Source organism: Halalkalibacterium ligniniphilum (genome assembly GCF_000334155.1).
GTDB classification, from domain to species: Bacteria; Bacillota; Bacilli; order Bacillales; family Bacillaceae_D; genus Halalkalibacterium; species Halalkalibacterium ligniniphilum.
In genome coordinates this window covers 1-15,758 of the sequence record NZ_ANNK01000147.1, presented here as the reverse complement: position 1 = coordinate 15,758, position 15,758 = coordinate 1, and the positions used below count along the sequence as shown (strand labels likewise).

The following is a 15,758-nucleotide window of genomic DNA, read 5'->3' as shown; positions in this document are numbered from 1 at the left end:
GAGGATTTAAGTGAAACATCGGAAGAAAAGCGTTCAGCTGTTCAAGTGGGTGATCCATTTATGGAAAAGCTGCTTCTTGAAGCTTGCCTTGAGCTCATTAAATCAGATGCGCTTGTTGGTATTCAGGATATGGGTGCAGCCGGTCTAACGTCTTCTTCTGCGGAAATGGCTAGTAAAGCAGGATCTGGAATTGAAATGGATCTTGATAAGATTCCACAGCGTGAAAAAGGGATGACAGCTTATGAAATGATGCTGTCTGAATCACAAGAGCGTATGCTGATCGTCGTTAAAAAAGGACGGGAGCAAGAAATTAAAGAGATTTTCGACCGTTGGGGACTTCTTTCCGTTGAGGTAGGTCGCGTAACGGATGACAAACGTCTGCGTCTTCTGCATCAAGGAAAGGTTGTTGCTGATGTCCCTGTCGATGCCCTAGCAGAGGATGCACCAGTCTATCACAAGCCATCAAAGATGCCTGCTTACTATGAAGAATTCCAACAGCAAGAACAATGGATTCCTACCATCAATGATGTCAAGGACACCTTCTTACACTTGCTTGCTCAGCCAACGATCGCAAGCAAGGAATGGGTTTATGACCAATATGACTATATGGTACAAACAAACACAGTCGTTAGCCCAGGCTCGGATGCAGCCGTTGTCCGAATCCGTGATACGAAAAAAGCATTAGCAATGACAACAGATTGTAATTCTCGCTATCTGTATCTCGATCCTGAAGTGGGTGGGAAAATTGCCATTGCGGAAGCGGCACGCAACATTGTTTGCTCTGGAGGGCTTCCACTTGGTGTGACGGACTGTCTTAACTATGGAAATCCTGAAAAGCCAGAAATTTTTTGGCAGCTTGAAAAATCAACAGACGGCATGAGCGAAGCCTGCCGTGTATTCGAAACGCCAGTCATCGGCGGAAATGTTTCTTTATACAATGAAACAAACGGTGAAGCGGTGTATCCAACACCTGTTATTGGGATGGTTGGTCTGATTGAAGATGTTGAACACATTACGACCCAGTCCTTTAAACATGCTGGGGACCTGATTTATTTAATTGGTGACACAAAAGCAGAGTTTGGCGGAAGTGAGCTACAAAAGCTTGTGAACGGTCAAATTTCTGGTAAAGCCCCTCAAATTGATTTAGAAGTGGAAAAAAAACGCCAGCATCAGCTTCTTGAAGCGATTCGCCAAGGTCTTGTTTCCTCAGCGCATGATGTAGCTGAAGGGGGCTTAAGTGTAGCGGTAGCAGAATCAATGATGGATGGAGCTGTCGGTGCGAATATTACGATTGATGGAGAATGGGTAACGGAATTATTTGCTGAAAGTCAATCGCGCTTCCTTGTTTCCATTCCGAAAGAAAAACAAAGTCAATTTGAAGCACTTGTGGAAGATGCAGTGCGTATTGGGGAAGTTGTCGAAACAAAAGAATTAAAAATTCAAGATTCTGAAGGAACAGTCGTGTTACAAGCAAACCATGCAGAAATGGTTGAAGCTTGGAAAGGAGCTATTCCATGCTTGCTGAAATCAAAGGCTTAAATGAAGAATGTGGCGTATTTGCGATTTGGGGTCATAAGGATGCGGCTCAAATTACCTATTACGGCCTCCACAGTTTGCAGCATCGTGGTCAAGAAGGAGCGGGCATTGTTGTAACAGACGGAGAGCAGCTATCGATTCATAAAGGGTTAGGCCTTGTGAATGAAGTGTTCCGTCCTGAAACCTTTGAATCGTTAAATGGGCAAGGTGCTGTAGGGCATGTCCGTTATGCAACGGCAGGGGGAGGCGGCTATGCGAATGTGCAGCCCCTTCTCTTCCGTTCACAGCTTGGCAGCCTTGCAATTGCTCATAATGGAAACCTTGTGAATGCGAACAATTTAAAGCATCAGCTTGAGAGTCAAGGTAGCATTTTTCAATCTACTTCAGATACAGAGGTGCTAGCACACCTTATTAAACGAAGCGGCTATGCGAAAGCAAGTGAGCAATTAAAAAATTCCCTTTCGATGCTAAAAGGGGCGTATGCTTTTGCGGTCATGACGGAAAATGAACTGATGGTTGCTCTAGACCCGAACGGTTTACGTCCGCTATCCATTGGTCGTCTAGGCGATGCCTATGTTGTTGCTTCAGAGACATGTGCATTTGACATTATTGGTGCAGAATATGAGCGAGAAGTAGAGCCGGGAGAGCTCGTGATTATTAATGATGACGGTCTACGCTCTGAACGTTTTGTTAGCTCCAGCTCATCGTCACGTGCGATCTGTAGCATGGAATATGTTTATTTTGCACGACCTGACAGTAATGTGGATGAAATTAACGTTCATACCGCTCGGAAAAGCTTAGGGAAACAGCTTGCCATTGAAGCGCCAATTGAAGCAGATGTCGTAACAGGGGTGCCTGATTCCAGCATTTCAGCTGCAATTGGTTACGCTGAGCAGTCAGGGATTCCGTATGAGCTTGGATTAATAAAAAACCGTTATGTGGGCCGTACATTTATCCAGCCGTCTCAGGAGTTACGTGAACAAGGGGTAAAAATGAAGCTTTCAGCTGTCCGAAAAGTGGTTGAAGGCAAACGGGTTGTTATGATCGATGACTCCATCGTTCGTGGAACAACAAGCCGCCGGATTGTGCGGATGCTTCGTGAAGCAGGGGCTCTTGAAGTCCATGTTCGAATTAGTTCGCCGCCGATTAAACACCCGTGCTTTTACGGGATTGATACTTCAACGAAAGAAGAGTTGATTGCGGCTACTCGTTCAATTGAAGAAATGAGAGATGAAATGGGTGCAGATTCCTTAGCCTTTTTAAGTGTTGAAGGGCTTGTCAAAGGGGTTGGCAGATCGAATGAAGTTTCTTCATGTGGTCAGTGTTTGGCTTGCTTTACCGGGGAATATCCGACAGAAATTTTCCCAGATACCCTACACCCACATGATAAGCTCTTACCAGTATGAGGGGGCAAAGTAAATGACAAACGCATATAAACAAGCAGGAGTTGATATCGAAGCAGGATACGAGGCCGTGTCACGGATGAAAAAGCATGTGAAGCGTACAATCCGTCCAGAAGTGATGGGAGGATTGGGCTCTTTCGGCGGCATGTTTGACCTCTCTTCCTTAAAGCTAAAGGAGCCTGTCCTCGTTTCTGGAACAGATGGCGTGGGTACGAAGCTAATGCTCGCGTTTCAGATGGATAAGCATGATACGATCGGTATTGATGCGGTCGCCATGTGTGTGAACGATATTGTCGTACAAGGAGCTGAACCATTGTATTTCCTCGATTACATCGCGTGTGGAAAATCTGTTCCTGAACGGATTGAAGCGATTGTAAAAGGGATTGCTGATGGCTGTGAGCAAGCCGGCTGTGCACTAATTGGTGGTGAAACAGCAGAAATGCCAGGAATGTATGATGAGGAAGAATACGATCTTGCCGGTTTTGCTGTTGGAGCAGTTGAAAAGTCAGACCTTCTCACTGGGGATAAGATTGAAGCTGGTGATGTGATGATTGGGCTTGCCTCAAGTGGGCTCCATAGTAACGGCTTTTCACTTGTTCGTAAAATTTTACTTGGGGACAAGGGATTTGCATTAGACGAGCATGTTGAGCGTCTCGGTTCAACGCTAGGAGAAGAGCTGTTAAAGCCGACAAAGATTTATGTTAAATCAGTTCTTAATGCTTTAAAAACCGGGCATGTAAAAGGACTTTCTCATATTACAGGTGGAGGCTTTTACGAGAATATTCCAAGAATGCTTCCAGGTGGAGTAGGGGCCGAGGTTGATTACGGTTCTTGGTCCGTACCTGCAATTTTTGAGCTACTGAAAGAACACGGCAATTTAACAAATGAGGACTTGTTCTCTACATTTAATATGGGAATCGGAATGATAGCTGTTGTTTCAGGTGAAAATGTGGAAGAGGTACTTAAAACATTTGAACAAGCAGGCGAACAGGCATCAGTGATTGGTCGGATAACAGAGAACGAAGGCGTTGTTATTGGAGGCCTTTCGTAATGAAGCGAATCGCGATTTTTGCCTCAGGTCAAGGGACGAATGCACAAGCAATCATGGAGGCGGCCGAGCAAAAGCAGCTGAAAGCAGAAGTTGTATTGCTTGTTACCGATCGACCAGAAGCAGAGGTAGTGGAACGAGCAAAGGCGTATGGAGTGGAGGTTTTTGCTTTTACTCCGAAAGCATACTCATCAAAGGCGGATTTTGAACGGGAAATTGTTTCCCGTTTGGAATCCGCACATGTCGACTTGGTTGCCTTAGCTGGCTACATGCGTTTGATTGGTCCAACGTTACTTGGAGCTTATGAAGGGAAAATTGTGAACATCCATCCTTCGTTGCTCCCTTCTTTTCAAGGGATGAATGCCATTGAGCAAGCCTTTAAAGCAAAGGTGAAGGTGACGGGTGTTACGATTCATTTTGTCGATGAGGGAATGGATACAGGACCAATTGTGGCACAAGATGTGGTTTGGATTGAAGAACAGGATTCGATCGAAACGTTAACAAAGAAAATTCAGGCTGTGGAGCATCGTCTTTATCCAGCGACGTTGCAGACATTGCTGAGCAGCAAGGAGAGTATAAAATGAAAAGACGTGCATTAATCAGCGTTTCAAATAAAGAAGGACTCGTACCTTTTGTACAAGCACTGATTGAGCAAGGTGTTGAAGTGGTCTCAACGGGTGGTACGAAGCGCACACTTCAGGAAGCAGGACTTCCTGTCATTGGGATTTCAGATGTGACTGGTTTTCCTGAAATTTTAGATGGTCGTGTGAAAACACTTCATCCGAACATTCATGGTGGATTACTTGCGATGAGAGAGAGTGAGGATCATCAGGCTCAGCTGAAAGAGCATCAAATTACTCCAATTGATTTTGTCGTCGTGAACCTTTATCCATTTCAACAAACGATTGCAAAACCAGAGGCGACGTTTGCAGATGCGATCGAAAACATTGATATCGGCGGGCCGAGCATGTTACGTGCTGCGGCGAAAAACCATGCCCATGTCACGGTTGTCGTTGACCCAGGCGATTATGATGTTGTGATTAGCGAGCTAAAGGAGAATGGTGCTGTTGGCGACGAAACACGTCGCAAGCTAGCGGCAAAGGTGTTCCGTCATACCGCTTCTTATGATGCAGTCATCGCTGAATATTTAACAGACGCTGTTGGCGAGGATAGTCCAGAAACGTATACCGTTACATATGAGAAAAAACAAGATTTACGTTATGGGGAAAATCCGCATCAGAAAGCAACGTTCTACCGTAAGCCATTAGGGGCAAAGAGCTCGATTGCAAATGCAGTCCAACTTCATGGAAAGGAATTGTCCTACAACAACATTAACGATGCAGATGCAGCACTATCGATTGTGAAGGAATTTGCTGAGCCTGCAGCCGTTGCGGTGAAGCATATGAACCCTTGTGGAGTTGGAATTGGTGAAACAATTGAAGAAGCGTATGACAGAGCCTATGAAGCAGATCCTGTATCTATTTTTGGTGGAATCGTCGCACTTAATCGTGAAGTCGATGTGGAGACTGCGAAAAAACTAAAAGAAATCTTCTTAGAGATTGTCATTGCACCATCTTTTACACAGGAAGCCCTTGATGTTCTGACAACAAAGAAAAACCTTCGTCTTCTTACCGTTTCAATGGATAAAGAAGAAGGAGCAGAACGACGGATTACATCGATTCATGGTGGAGCACTTGTCCAAGAAGAAGATCATGTCGGTTTAGATGAGGCGAACCTTTCCATTCCAACGACTCGTGAACCAACAGAAAAGGAATGGACGGCGCTTAAGCTTGCATGGCGTGTCGTCAAGCATGTGAAATCGAATGCGATTATTCTAGCGAATGACCAAATGACAGTTGGGGTCGGTGCTGGTCAAATGAACCGTGTCGGTGCGGCCAAAATTGCAATTGAGCAAGCTGGAGACAAGGCGAAAGGCTCAGTAATGGGATCAGATGCCTTTTTCCCAATGGGGGATACCGTAGAAGCAGCTGGAAAAGCAGGCGTAACAGCGATTATTCAACCAGGTGGATCGATTCGCGATGAAGAGTCGATTGCAAAGGCAAATGAATACGGCATCGCCATGGTCTTTACTGGCGTTCGTCATTTCAAGCATTAATTTTTTAGGAGGCGTTAAGTGTGAATGTACTTGTTGTAGGTAGCGGTGGTCGTGAGCACACAATTGCGTGGAAGCTCGCCCAAAGCAAAAAAGTTAAGCAAGTGTTTGTGGCTCCGGGAAATGCTGGGATGACAGATGTAGCAACGCTTGTATCAATTCCAGAAAATGATCACAACCAACTCGTTTCCTTTGCGAAGGAGCAGGACGTTGCATTAACCATTGTTGGTCCAGAGGCGCCGCTCTCAGCAGGACTCGTTGACCGTTTTCAAGAGGAAGGCCTTGTTGTTTTTGGTCCAACAAAGCGGGCAGCTGCACTTGAAGGAAGTAAATCGTTTGCCAAACAACTCATGAAAACCTATAACATTCCAACAGGTTCGTATGAAGTGTTTGAGGACTTTAAAGCAGCAAAAGCATACGTAAATAAACAAGGTGCACCGATTGTTATCAAAGCAGATGGGCTTGCAGCAGGCAAAGGTGTAGTTGTTGCTATGACGGTAGAAGAGGCCATTAAAGCCCTTGATGAGATGCTGAATCAGCAGCAGTTTGGAGATGCAAGTGCAAAGGTTGTCATAGAAGAATATTTAGCGGGTGAAGAGCTTTCTTTAATGGCCTTTGTTAACGGAGAGATCGTTGTACCAATGGTGGGCGCGCAAGATCATAAGCGCGCATTTGATGGCGATGAAGGCCCAAATACAGGTGGAATGGGGGCGTATTCTCCAGTACCACAATTTACTGACGAGCAAGTTACAGAAGCGGTTGAGACAATCTTAAAGCCTGCAGCTCAAGCGATGATCAAAGAGGACCGTCATTTTACCGGAATTTTATACGCAGGATTAATGATGACTGAAAAAGGTCCGAAGGTTATTGAATTTAATGCTCGCTTTGGGGATCCTGAAACCCAAGTTGTTTTACCAAGACTTGAAACGGATTTGGTCGATGTCATTCAATCCCTTTTAGCGAATGAAAAGCCAACGCTTACGTGGAGCGATGACGCGGTAGTTGGGGTGGTTCTTGCGAGCAAAGGCTACCCTCGTGAATATGAAAAGGGATATCAGATTAACGGAATTGACGATATTGCCAAGGAGGCACTTGTTTTTCATGCAGGTACCCGTCAAGGAGAGGAAGGCTTTGAAACCAATGGAGGTCGTGTCTTGTTGGTTGCTACATCAGCTGCAACGTTAAAGGATGCGCAAGCAAAGACCTATGAGGAAGTGAAGAAAATTAAAAGCGATGGTTTGTTTTACCGTACGGATATTGGTAGCAAAGCGATTTCGCGCACTTTCTCCTAACCTAAACGGCAAGTATACCTACCATACTGCCAATGAGCAAAATGTAAACAAATAATGTGTCTGTGAAGTATTCTTGAAACATTCACAACTTCGATTGCGAATATATAGAAACCTTATAAGGGCTCACGGGCTCTTATAAGGTTTTATTTTGTGTTATATAAGCATGTTCTTTAGCTAGGATTGACGGCTTTGTCTTCCTGCTGTTCTTGGCTGCGGCAATTGGTTCTCTCTTCAATAATAAAGACAAGGGGACAAAAACGAGTGATCCCTTCAGCGACTTTCATCGCTCCCATCATCGCGCAGATTAGATGCATCAATTGAGGTGTGCGGTGGGAAAGCTTGGCCGTTGCCCAGGCAAGAGCTGTAAAACCCATCGTAATTCTGCATAACGCGTCAATACGCCCAATATTTTGATTCATTTTATCATCTTCCTTTTCATAGAATAAAAAATGCTGTCTTTCCATAAAAAAATGTTAGAACGAGGGTGGGTAACAAGATCTTCATAATAATTTGTAATAAAAATTCACAACTTTAATGAGTTAAACCATGAATGTATGGTACGATAAGAACAAGACAGAATTAGAGAAACGGGTGATACCTGATGCCAGAGCGTCTTTACAGATGGACAAAACGACGATTGCGCCAGCAGCTAGCTGTAGTAAGAGGAGAGCTTGCGCCATCGCTCGTGCTAAAAAATGCAACCTATTTAAATAGCGTTAGAGGAAAATGGTTACATGGGAACATATGGATTTACCAGGACCGCATTGTTTATGTTGGTGATGAAATGCCAACAAAGCTGCAAGAGACTGAAGTTGTTGATTGTTCTCAATCAGTCATTGTACCTGGCTATATTGAGCACCATGCACATCCATTTCAATTATATAATCCCCAAAGCTTCGCAAATTATGCAGCGAGTCGCGGGACAACAACTCTTATCAATGACAACATGATCTTGTATTTGAATCTCGACAAAAAGAAAGCGCTTTCTTTAATAGATACACTGGATGAGCTTTCTGCTTCCATGTTTTGGTGGTGTCGTTACGATGCTCAGACCGAGCTAAGTGATGGAGAGGAAATGTTTTCAAATTCAAAAATGAAGGAATGGATTGAGCATCCACTTGTGGTGCAAGGTGGGGAGCTGACCTCTTGGCCAAAGGTACTATCTGGCGATGATGCGATATTGCATTGGATGCAGGAAACAACACGATTACGCAAGCCAATCGAAGGGCATCTTCCAGGAGCGTCGGAAAAAACGTTAACACAAATGGCTCTTCTAGGAGTGACAAGTGATCATGAATCGATGACGGGAAAAGAAGCCGTGCGACGCCTTGACCTTGGCTATACGACATCTTTACGCTATTCATCGATTCGCCCAGACTTGCCAAATCTTCTAAAGGAAATGCAGGAGTTAGGCATCGATGACTTCAATCGTTGCTTATTCACCACTGATGGGTCTTCCCCTTCTTTTTATGAGCAAGGCATGCTCGATAAAATGATTCAGATTGCCTTGGATGAAGGAATTTCACCGAAGGATGCGTATGGGATGGCTTCTTACAATGTGGCTCGTTACTACAATCTTGACCAGAAATTAGGCATGATAGCACCAGGGAGAGTGGCGCATCTTAATATTCTTGAGAATGAATTAAACCCTGTTCCTACTTCCGTCCTCGCTAAAGGCCAGTGGGTTTTAAGGGATGGAAAAAAATACGGTGGTCCAGAGAACTTTCCTTGGGCTGAGTATGGGATCAGTCCACTGAACATCGATTGGGATTTATGTGAGGATGAATTGCATTTCTCGATGCCAATGGGGATAGAAATGGTTAACTCGGTCATTTTAAAGCCGTATCAAATTTCTTTTGAAGCAACGGGAAGAACATTAAGCACTGAGCATGACGAAAGCTTTTTTGTGATGCTTGACAAAAATGGAAAATGGTTGATTGCTACGATGATTAAAGGCTTTGCCGATAAAGTATCAGGATTCGCTAGCTCGTTCTCAAACACAGGTGACATTATCTTAATTGGGAAAAATTTATCGGATATGGTAGCAGCCTTTCGTGCCCTTAAAGAACAGGGGGGCGGGATTGTCCTTGTTGAGAATGGAACTGTCATTGGCAACATTCCATTAACACTTTTAGGGATTATGTCTGAAAAGCCGATGGAAACAGTGATAGAGGAAGAAAAGAAGCTAAGTGCCCTTTTACGTGAACGAGGCTACAAGCATGAAGATCCTATCTATAGTCTCTTATTCTTCTCCTCCACACATTTGCCTTTTGTTCGTGTAACTCAGAGAGGGATTTATGATGTTTACAATAAAACGGTACTCTTTCCTTCGATAATGAGGTAAACTAATAAAGAATTATGAAAAAAAAAGAAATAGAGGACGTGGAATGCATGGTAAAACATGTGATTCGTTCACTTTTTTTCACAACGCTCCTTGTTATAGCTGCTTGTGGAAATGAAGAGGAGCCAATTGAAATAGAAGAAACTCCTGAAGCTGTGGCAACGGCTGGAGACGATATAACGATAAGTGAACCTGAACCTGCTTTTACTTCACCATTAACGGGTCTAAAATCAGCGGAACCGCTTAATCACCGAGTCATTGGGGTGACGATTAGTAATCATTCCAATGCTCGTCCTCAATCTGGCTTACAGGCAGCTGATATCATTTATGAAGTGTTGGCAGAAGGAGAAATCACTCGCTTTGTTGCTCTGTATCATAGTCAATATCCTGAGCGTGTCGGTCCCGTGCGGAGTGTGAGACCGTATCATATTGATCTTGTTCAAGGATACGACGGGCTTTTAGTAACCCATGGCTGGAGTCCAGCGGCAGAACAGATGCTTACAACTGGACGAGCGGATTACTTGAACGGATTGCATTATGATGGTACATTATTTGAGCGTTCTCAAGACAGACGAGCCCCGCATAACTCCTACATTCGCTTTGCTAATATTCAGAAGGGGCTGACTGATAGAGGCTATACGTTAAGTGGCGATGTTGAGCCTTTAGAGTACGTCGATTCGGAATCCGTGATTTCAGGTATTGATGCGAACGAGGTGACGATTAATTATTCATCACGCTATCAGGTGACTTATCGCTTGAATGAAGAAACGGGGCGCTATTCACGCTATAATGGAGAGGCACAAACGGTTGACGATGATACAAAAACGCCTATAGAAATTTCAAACCTCCTCATTGTTGAAATGAATCATCGTGTTTTAGATGACGCTGGGCGCCGTGAGATTAATGTTGCTTCTGGCGGAAGAGGGATGCTCGTTCAAGCAGGGAAAGGACAATATGTGGAATGGCGTCAAGAAGACGGGCGAATTCTCCCATTTGTCGATGGTAAAGTCGTTCCATTCTTGCCAGGACAAACATGGATTAATATTATTCCAACAGCACTTGGTCTTGATGAGAGTGTAGCAATAGAGAATGAATGAGAAAGGTGTGACAACTCTTGCAAATTGATAAACTGCGGGGAAAAGAACTAGACCAACTGTTTCTTGCGATCTTATCATTAAAAAATCTAGAAGAATGCTATGAATTTTTCGATGATCTTTGCACAATAAATGAGATTCAATCGTTGGCACAACGACTCGAAGTAGCAAGGATGCTACGCAACGGCTATACATACCATAAAATCGAGACAGAAACCGGTGCGAGCACTGCAACGATCTCACGTGTAAAGCGTTGTTTAAATTACGGAAACGATGGCTATAAAATGACCCTTGAACGAATTAAGGAAAAAGATTTGACGAACGAAGAATAATTAGGAAACCGCCTGCACGGGCGGTTTTTTTATGATAAAGAATTAAGAAGGTATAAGTTCATTGATAGCTAGCTTCAGTACTTGGCTGACCAAGGCGCTTGCGCTTTCCTTATTTTTTGCAAGTTTTTGTGCCAAAAAAATGATTTATCAGATACTTTTCGTTACACTAGTAAAAATATGGTCAGCATGGGAAGTGATAAAATGGATCGAAGTAGCTATGAGAAAAAGATTGCGGTTGCTGTTCGTGAACAGAGAGCCGATTTTATTATAAAAAACAGTCAGATCATCGATGTGTTTAACCTTGAGATCATTGAAGGGGACGTTGTGATTGCTGAAGGGGAGATTGTTGCCATCGGAGCTTCAGGAGAATATAGCGCTGAGAAAATTTTAGATGCAGAGGGTGCCTATCTTACACCATCTTTCATTGATGGGCACGTTCATATTGAATCGTCTATGGTTAGTCCTGAGGAGTTCGCGAAGGTTGTTGTGCCAAGAGGGGTAACAACGGTGATGGCAGACCCTCACGAAATCGCCAACGTAGCAGGAGTGGCAGGGATTCACTATATGCTCGAAGCATCAATGGACCTACCCCTTGACGTGAAAATGATGGTACCGTCTTGTGTGCCAGCAACCCCTTTTGAAAACAATGGTGCAACGGTAGATGTAAAAGACATTGCAGCTCTTTTTGAAGATGTACGGGTATGGGGTCTTGGAGAAGTGATGGATTATCCGTCAGTCTTTAAGCGAAACCCTGCTATGATTGATAAATTATTGGCGGCTTATGAAAACCATCGCTTCATTGATGGGCACGGGGCAGGACTTACGACGGAGGGAATCAATGCGTATCGTGCTGCTGGAATTCGTAATGACCATGAAGCGGTCACTGCGGAAGAGGCAAAGATGCGACTGATGAGAGGGATGTATCTTCTGATCCGTGAAGGAACGGCAGCGAAGGATTTAGATGCCTTGATTGAAGCAGTCACACCGCAAAATAGTCGTCGCTGTTTGTTCGTCACCGATGACAAGCACTTGGATGATCTCATCAGAGAAGGAAGCATTGATCACAGCATCCGCCGAGCGATTCAAAAGGGAATCGACCCGCTGATTGCGATTCAAATGGCTTCACTCAATGCGGCAGAATGTTTTCAGTTGAACAGCAAAGGGGCCATTGCACCTGGTTACGAGGCAGACATGGTGCTTTTAAAAGACCTTGAAGCAGTCGAAATCATGTCTGTTTTTAAGCAAGGAAAGCTTGTGGCGAGTGATGGAGTCATGATCGAGAGCATTCGTAAGCCGGTTCAACCACCAGCGACGCTTCTTCAAAGTGTGAAGCTGAAGCAGGTGACGCGTGAGCAACTGCAAATCCCAATGAAAAATAGTGAACGGGCAAACATTATTGAAGTAACCCCGCATTCTATTATGACGAAGCATGTGATTGACAATGTTGATGTGAAGAATGGCTGCTTTGAGCCTTCTGTGGAAAACGGGCAATTAAAGCTTGTTGTCGCCGAGCGGCATAAAGAGCTCGGCAATGTAGGTGTAGGCATTGTAAAAGGAATTCCTTTACAAGACGGAGCGATTGTTGCATCCGTTGCCCATGATTCTCATAATATTGTGGCCCTTGGAACAAATGATGAGGATATCTTGACGGCGATCAATCATGTGGAACAGCTACAAGGCGGAATGGCCGTTGTCAAAGATGGAACCGTCATCAGCTCACTCCCGCTTCGTTTGGCAGGGCTAATGTCAGACGAACGCTATGAAAAGGTAGAAGAGCAATTACATTCCCTTCACAGCGCCTTGAAGGATATCGGATTTCGAGGTGATTTTAATCCATTTTTAACCCTATCCTTTTTAGCGTTACCTGTTATTCCAGAAATTAAGCTGACAGACCAAGGACTATTTGATGTCGTTCATTTTCAAGCGATGGACGTGCAGGCAAAATAACAGTGTTGAGAGAAATAGATGATAAATCATGAGCCAAACGAGTACAAAGAGGATGGCTTTGGTTTTTTGCATACAGCGCTTCATTTTACAGAAGCCTTCATGAGTGGCTCGCACTTCCCACTGGGATGAAAACGAGTCCTCAGAGCATAATGTGCGATTTTTCAATCAAGGCGGTTAAGCGAGAAGCTTACTGCTTTATCTTTCTACAAAAAAGGAGAGGAAAATGTTTGCCGCAAAACTAGGGCAACTCTTTTGTGAGGCTGCAGCAAATGAAGCACGACCAGACCGTAAGCCAATGTTGCTTGCAACGATTTTTAACTCTAAAAAATAGAGGAGGAACGAAGCGTGGAAAGACGTGAAGTAGTTCTTGAAGGGGAAGTTCCAATCAGTGGAACCTTGACGCTACCTAATGGAGGGGCAACGCACGCACCAGCCATTTTACTTTTAGCAGGATCAGGACGGATTGACCGTGATGGAAATGGAAGGGGTGCTCGGCTGAATCTATACAATCAGCTGGCAGAACGACTAACAGATTTGGGCTATGTGACCTTTCGTTTTGATAAGAGAGGGACGGGTAAGAGCGGTGGAAGATTTGTAGAAACAGGTTTTTGGGACTTGGTTGAAGATGGAAATCGTGCTGTTCGTTTTCTCCAGTCTCAGCCCTTTGTCAAAAATGGAGACGTATTGGTCCTTGGACATAGTGAAGGCTGTATGCTTGCTACTGCTATGGCTCGGGACGTGTCATTGGCAGGTTTAATCCTTGCTTCAGGCGCAGTTGAAAGTCTCAATGATGCGATGGTTTTTCAACGAACGCAAATGAAAGAAGATGTGAAGCAAGCGGCAGGTTTCAAAGGAAAGCTGCTTCGTTTGCTAAAAGTTGGGGAAAAGGTTGAGAAGCAAGGGGAACGTTTAACAAAGAAAGTCACGGAAACAGACAAAGACGTTATTCGACAAATGGGGATGAGGGTGAGCGCAAAATGGTTTCGCGAGCATTTTGCCTTTGATGTCCGCGAAGCGTTGAAGCATGTGACGTGTCCTGTGCTTGCGATCACAGGTGAATACGATGTTCAGGTCACTCCTGAGCGAGTTCATGAAATCCATGAGCTTGTTCAAGGGAAAAGTGAAGCAGTAGTCGTTCCCAAGGTTAATCATATGCTTAGGGACCAAGAGGAACAGCTATCCATTCTTGATTTGAAAAAGGCGTATAAAAAAGTTGGTGATAAGCCAATCTCTGAAGAATTTATGATCGCCCTGTCCCGTTGGTTAGAGAAAAACGCTCCCCTTACCTCAGGTGATGAATGAAGAAGTGAAGGGCGGGTTGTTCAAGTAAGGTGCAATGAATTTTAGTAGGTACAAGAAAAGAAATCATCTAAATTGTCAATCGTTTGACATAAATGATAGCGAACAAACTAAAGAAGAAGGGTTACTCCATTTGTAAGAGTAGCTCTTTTGTTGTTATTTATCCTGGAACCCTTCAATTGTATGAGGAGCTTTTCTGTCACGTCTATTTAAAAGGTGACAAAGGGAAGAATAGGAAGGAATCACTCCGCATGTTCGGACGACAAGCCGTCGTTTCTTTGGTATAATGACGTTCAGAATCAAGGAAAGTAACGGTAGGAAACAGGAGATGAGTGACAGGCATGCTTGAATATCATGAATGGCGACATGTGTTTAAATTAGACCAGAATAAGGAGATTTCAGATGAGGCTCTTGAAGCGGTATGCGAGTCTGGAACAGATGGAATCTTAGTTGGTGGCACAGACGGGATCACCCTTGATAATACATTGCAATTGCTAGCAAGAATTAGACGCTATTCGGTTGCTTGTGCGTTAGAAATTTCTACGATTGAAGCAATTACACCAGGCTTTGATTATTACTTCATCCCTTCTGTCTTAAATAGTACAAAGGTTGAATGGATTGCTGGCCTTCATCATCAGGCGCTGAAGGAATACGGTGCGATGATGAACTGGAACGAAATTGTGATGGAAGGCTATTGTATTTTAAATAAAGAGGCGAAAGCAGCCAAGCTTACTGAAGCAGTAACTAAGCTTACGTCAGAGGATGTTGTTGCCTATGCTCGAATGGCGGAAAATATGTACCGCTTTCCTGTTTTTTATGTGGAATACAGTGGAACATACGGCGATCCCACGTTGGTGGAAGAGGTGCAGAAGGTGTTGAAGGAAACGAAGCTTTTCTACGGTGGGGGCATTCGCTCAGTGGAGCAAGCAAAAGAAATGGCAGACCTTGCAGATACGATTGTTGTTGGAAATATTGTCTATGAAGACCTGGATGAGGCGTTAAAAACAGTAGCTGCTGTTAAGAATGGTTGAAAATGAAGCAGATTCAACATAAACTAAGAGAAGAACATTTGTTTGGTGGTGAGAAGTGTGCAAGGAAAAATCATTGAGAAAATGCTGTCAGGGTTGAATAAAGAACAGAGGGAAGCGGTCAAGCATACAGAAGGTCCGCTTCTTTTAATGGCAGGCGCTGGAAGTGGAAAAACGAGAGTACTGACCCACCGAATTGCGTACTTGATTCGTGAGAAAGGAATCGCACCGTGGAACGTCCTAGCGATTACCTTTACAAATAAGGCATCTCGCGAGATGAAGGATCGGATTGCGCAGCTTGTTGGGCCAATTGCTGAAGATATTT

General features: G+C 44.1%; 15 protein-coding genes. 13 read left to right on the top strand and 2 right to left on the bottom strand.

Annotation, left to right across the window (positions count from 1 at the left end; genetic code table 11):
• The 6 genes from purL to purD form a co-directional block, all read left to right on the top strand.
• On the top strand, nt 1-1,539 hold a 1,539-nt coding region (gene purL, locus BLT_RS0118335; protein WP_017729201.1), incomplete at its 5' end, for a phosphoribosylformylglycinamidine synthase subunit PurL.
• Nucleotides 1,515-2,942, top strand: coding sequence for an amidophosphoribosyltransferase (gene purF / locus BLT_RS0118330; protein ID WP_017729200.1), 1,428 nt, complete (start codon nt 1,515-1,517; stop codon nt 2,940-2,942). The genes purL and purF, both read left to right, overlap by 25 nt.
• A gap of 13 nt (nt 2,943-2,955) precedes the next feature.
• Nucleotides 2,956-3,990, top strand: a complete 1,035-nt coding sequence (gene purM / locus BLT_RS0118325; protein WP_017729199.1) for a phosphoribosylformylglycinamidine cyclo-ligase — start codon at nt 2,956-2,958, stop codon at nt 3,988-3,990.
• The gene (gene purN, locus BLT_RS0118320; protein WP_017729198.1) at nt 3,990-4,571 is read left to right on the top strand and encodes a phosphoribosylglycinamide formyltransferase; all 582 of its coding nucleotides are present in this window, start codon (nt 3,990-3,992) and stop codon (nt 4,569-4,571) included. The genes purM and purN overlap by 1 nt, the downstream gene beginning before the upstream one ends.
• Nucleotides 4,568-6,103 (top strand): bifunctional phosphoribosylaminoimidazolecarboxamide formyltransferase/IMP cyclohydrolase, encoded by a 1,536-nt coding sequence (purH, locus tag BLT_RS0118315; RefSeq protein ID WP_017729197.1) that lies wholly within the window; start codon nt 4,568-4,570, stop codon nt 6,101-6,103. Before purN ends, purH begins: the two co-directional genes overlap by 4 nt.
• Before the next feature lie 20 nt (nt 6,104-6,123).
• Nucleotides 6,124-7,392: a phosphoribosylamine--glycine ligase gene (gene purD, locus BLT_RS0118310; RefSeq protein WP_017729196.1), complete on the top strand. Its 1,269-nt coding sequence runs from the start codon at nt 6,124-6,126 to the stop codon at nt 7,390-7,392.
• Nucleotide 7,393: 1 nt separating this feature from the next.
• On the opposite strand, the gene BLT_RS25035 is transcribed toward purD, so the two are convergent.
• Together BLT_RS25035 and BLT_RS0118305 are read right to left on the bottom strand one after the other, a co-directional pair.
• The gene (locus tag BLT_RS25035) at nt 7,394-7,474 is read right to left on the bottom strand and encodes an EYxxD motif small membrane protein (protein ID WP_394295522.1); all 81 of its coding nucleotides are present in this window, start codon (nt 7,472-7,474) and stop codon (nt 7,394-7,396) included.
• Nucleotides 7,475-7,562: 88 nt separating this feature from the next.
• Entirely contained in the window at nt 7,563-7,811 is a 249-nt protein-coding gene (locus BLT_RS0118305) for a YgaP family membrane protein (RefSeq protein ID WP_017729195.1), read from the bottom strand.
• Nucleotides 7,812-7,993: 182 nt separating this feature from the next.
• Here BLT_RS0118305 and BLT_RS0118300 point away from each other — a divergent pair, with 182 nt between their 5' ends.
• The 7 genes from BLT_RS0118300 to BLT_RS22360 all read left to right on the top strand — a co-directional run.
• Nucleotides 7,994-9,736 carry an adenine deaminase C-terminal domain-containing protein gene (locus BLT_RS0118300; RefSeq protein ID WP_017729194.1) on the top strand — a complete coding sequence of 581 codons (1,743 nt, stop codon included), beginning with the start codon at nt 7,994-7,996 and terminating at the stop codon, nt 9,734-9,736.
• A 47-nt stretch (nt 9,737-9,783) separates the two neighbouring features.
• Complete coding sequence (locus BLT_RS0118295; RefSeq protein WP_017729193.1) at nt 9,784-10,830, top strand: DUF3048 domain-containing protein; 1,047 nt, start codon at nt 9,784-9,786, stop codon at nt 10,828-10,830.
• A 17-nt stretch (nt 10,831-10,847) separates the two neighbouring features.
• Complete coding sequence (locus BLT_RS0118290) at nt 10,848-11,159, top strand: YerC/YecD family TrpR-related protein (protein WP_017729192.1); 312 nt, start codon at nt 10,848-10,850, stop codon at nt 11,157-11,159.
• A gap of 186 nt (nt 11,160-11,345) precedes the next feature.
• On the top strand, nt 11,346-13,106 hold the full coding sequence (gene ade / locus BLT_RS0118285) for an adenine deaminase (protein WP_152414406.1): 1,761 nt from the start codon (nt 11,346-11,348) through the stop codon (nt 13,104-13,106).
• Between the two features lie 345 nt (nt 13,107-13,451).
• Nucleotides 13,452-14,408, top strand: a complete 957-nt coding sequence (locus BLT_RS0118275) for an alpha/beta hydrolase (RefSeq protein ID WP_017729189.1) — start codon at nt 13,452-13,454, stop codon at nt 14,406-14,408.
• A gap of 338 nt (nt 14,409-14,746) precedes the next feature.
• On the top strand, nt 14,747-15,436 hold the full coding sequence (locus tag BLT_RS0118270) for a heptaprenylglyceryl phosphate synthase (RefSeq protein WP_017729188.1): 690 nt from the start codon (nt 14,747-14,749) through the stop codon (nt 15,434-15,436).
• An 81-nt stretch (nt 15,437-15,517) separates the two neighbouring features.
• On the top strand, nt 15,518-15,758 hold a 241-nt coding region (locus BLT_RS22360), incomplete at its 3' end, for a UvrD-helicase domain-containing protein (protein WP_236611119.1).

What these genes read in the sequence shown, in the direction of transcription:
- purN (WP_017729198.1), top strand. Translation starts at nt 3,990, where the DNA reads ATGAAGCGAATCGCGATTTTTGCCTCAGGTCAAGGGACGAATGCACAA.
- purF (WP_017729200.1), top strand. Translation starts at nt 1,515, where the DNA reads ATGCTTGCTGAAATCAAAGGCTTAAATGAAGAATGTGGCGTATTTGCG.
- purM (WP_017729199.1), top strand. Translation starts at nt 2,956, where the DNA reads ATGACAAACGCATATAAACAAGCAGGAGTTGATATCGAAGCAGGATAC.
- BLT_RS25035 (WP_394295522.1), bottom strand. Translation starts at nt 7,474, where the DNA reads ATGTTTCAAGAATACTTCACAGACACATTATTTGTTTACATTTTGCTC.
- BLT_RS0118305 (WP_017729195.1), bottom strand. Translation starts at nt 7,811, where the DNA reads ATGAATCAAAATATTGGGCGTATTGACGCGTTATGCAGAATTACGATG.
- BLT_RS0118300 (WP_017729194.1), top strand. Translation starts at nt 7,994, where the DNA reads ATGCCAGAGCGTCTTTACAGATGGACAAAACGACGATTGCGCCAGCAG.
- BLT_RS0118295 (WP_017729193.1), top strand. Translation starts at nt 9,784, where the DNA reads ATGGTAAAACATGTGATTCGTTCACTTTTTTTCACAACGCTCCTTGTT.
- ade (WP_152414406.1), top strand. Translation starts at nt 11,346, where the DNA reads ATGGGAAGTGATAAAATGGATCGAAGTAGCTATGAGAAAAAGATTGCG.
- purH (WP_017729197.1), top strand. Translation starts at nt 4,568, where the DNA reads ATGAAAAGACGTGCATTAATCAGCGTTTCAAATAAAGAAGGACTCGTA.
- BLT_RS0118270 (WP_017729188.1), top strand. Translation starts at nt 14,747, where the DNA reads ATGCTTGAATATCATGAATGGCGACATGTGTTTAAATTAGACCAGAAT.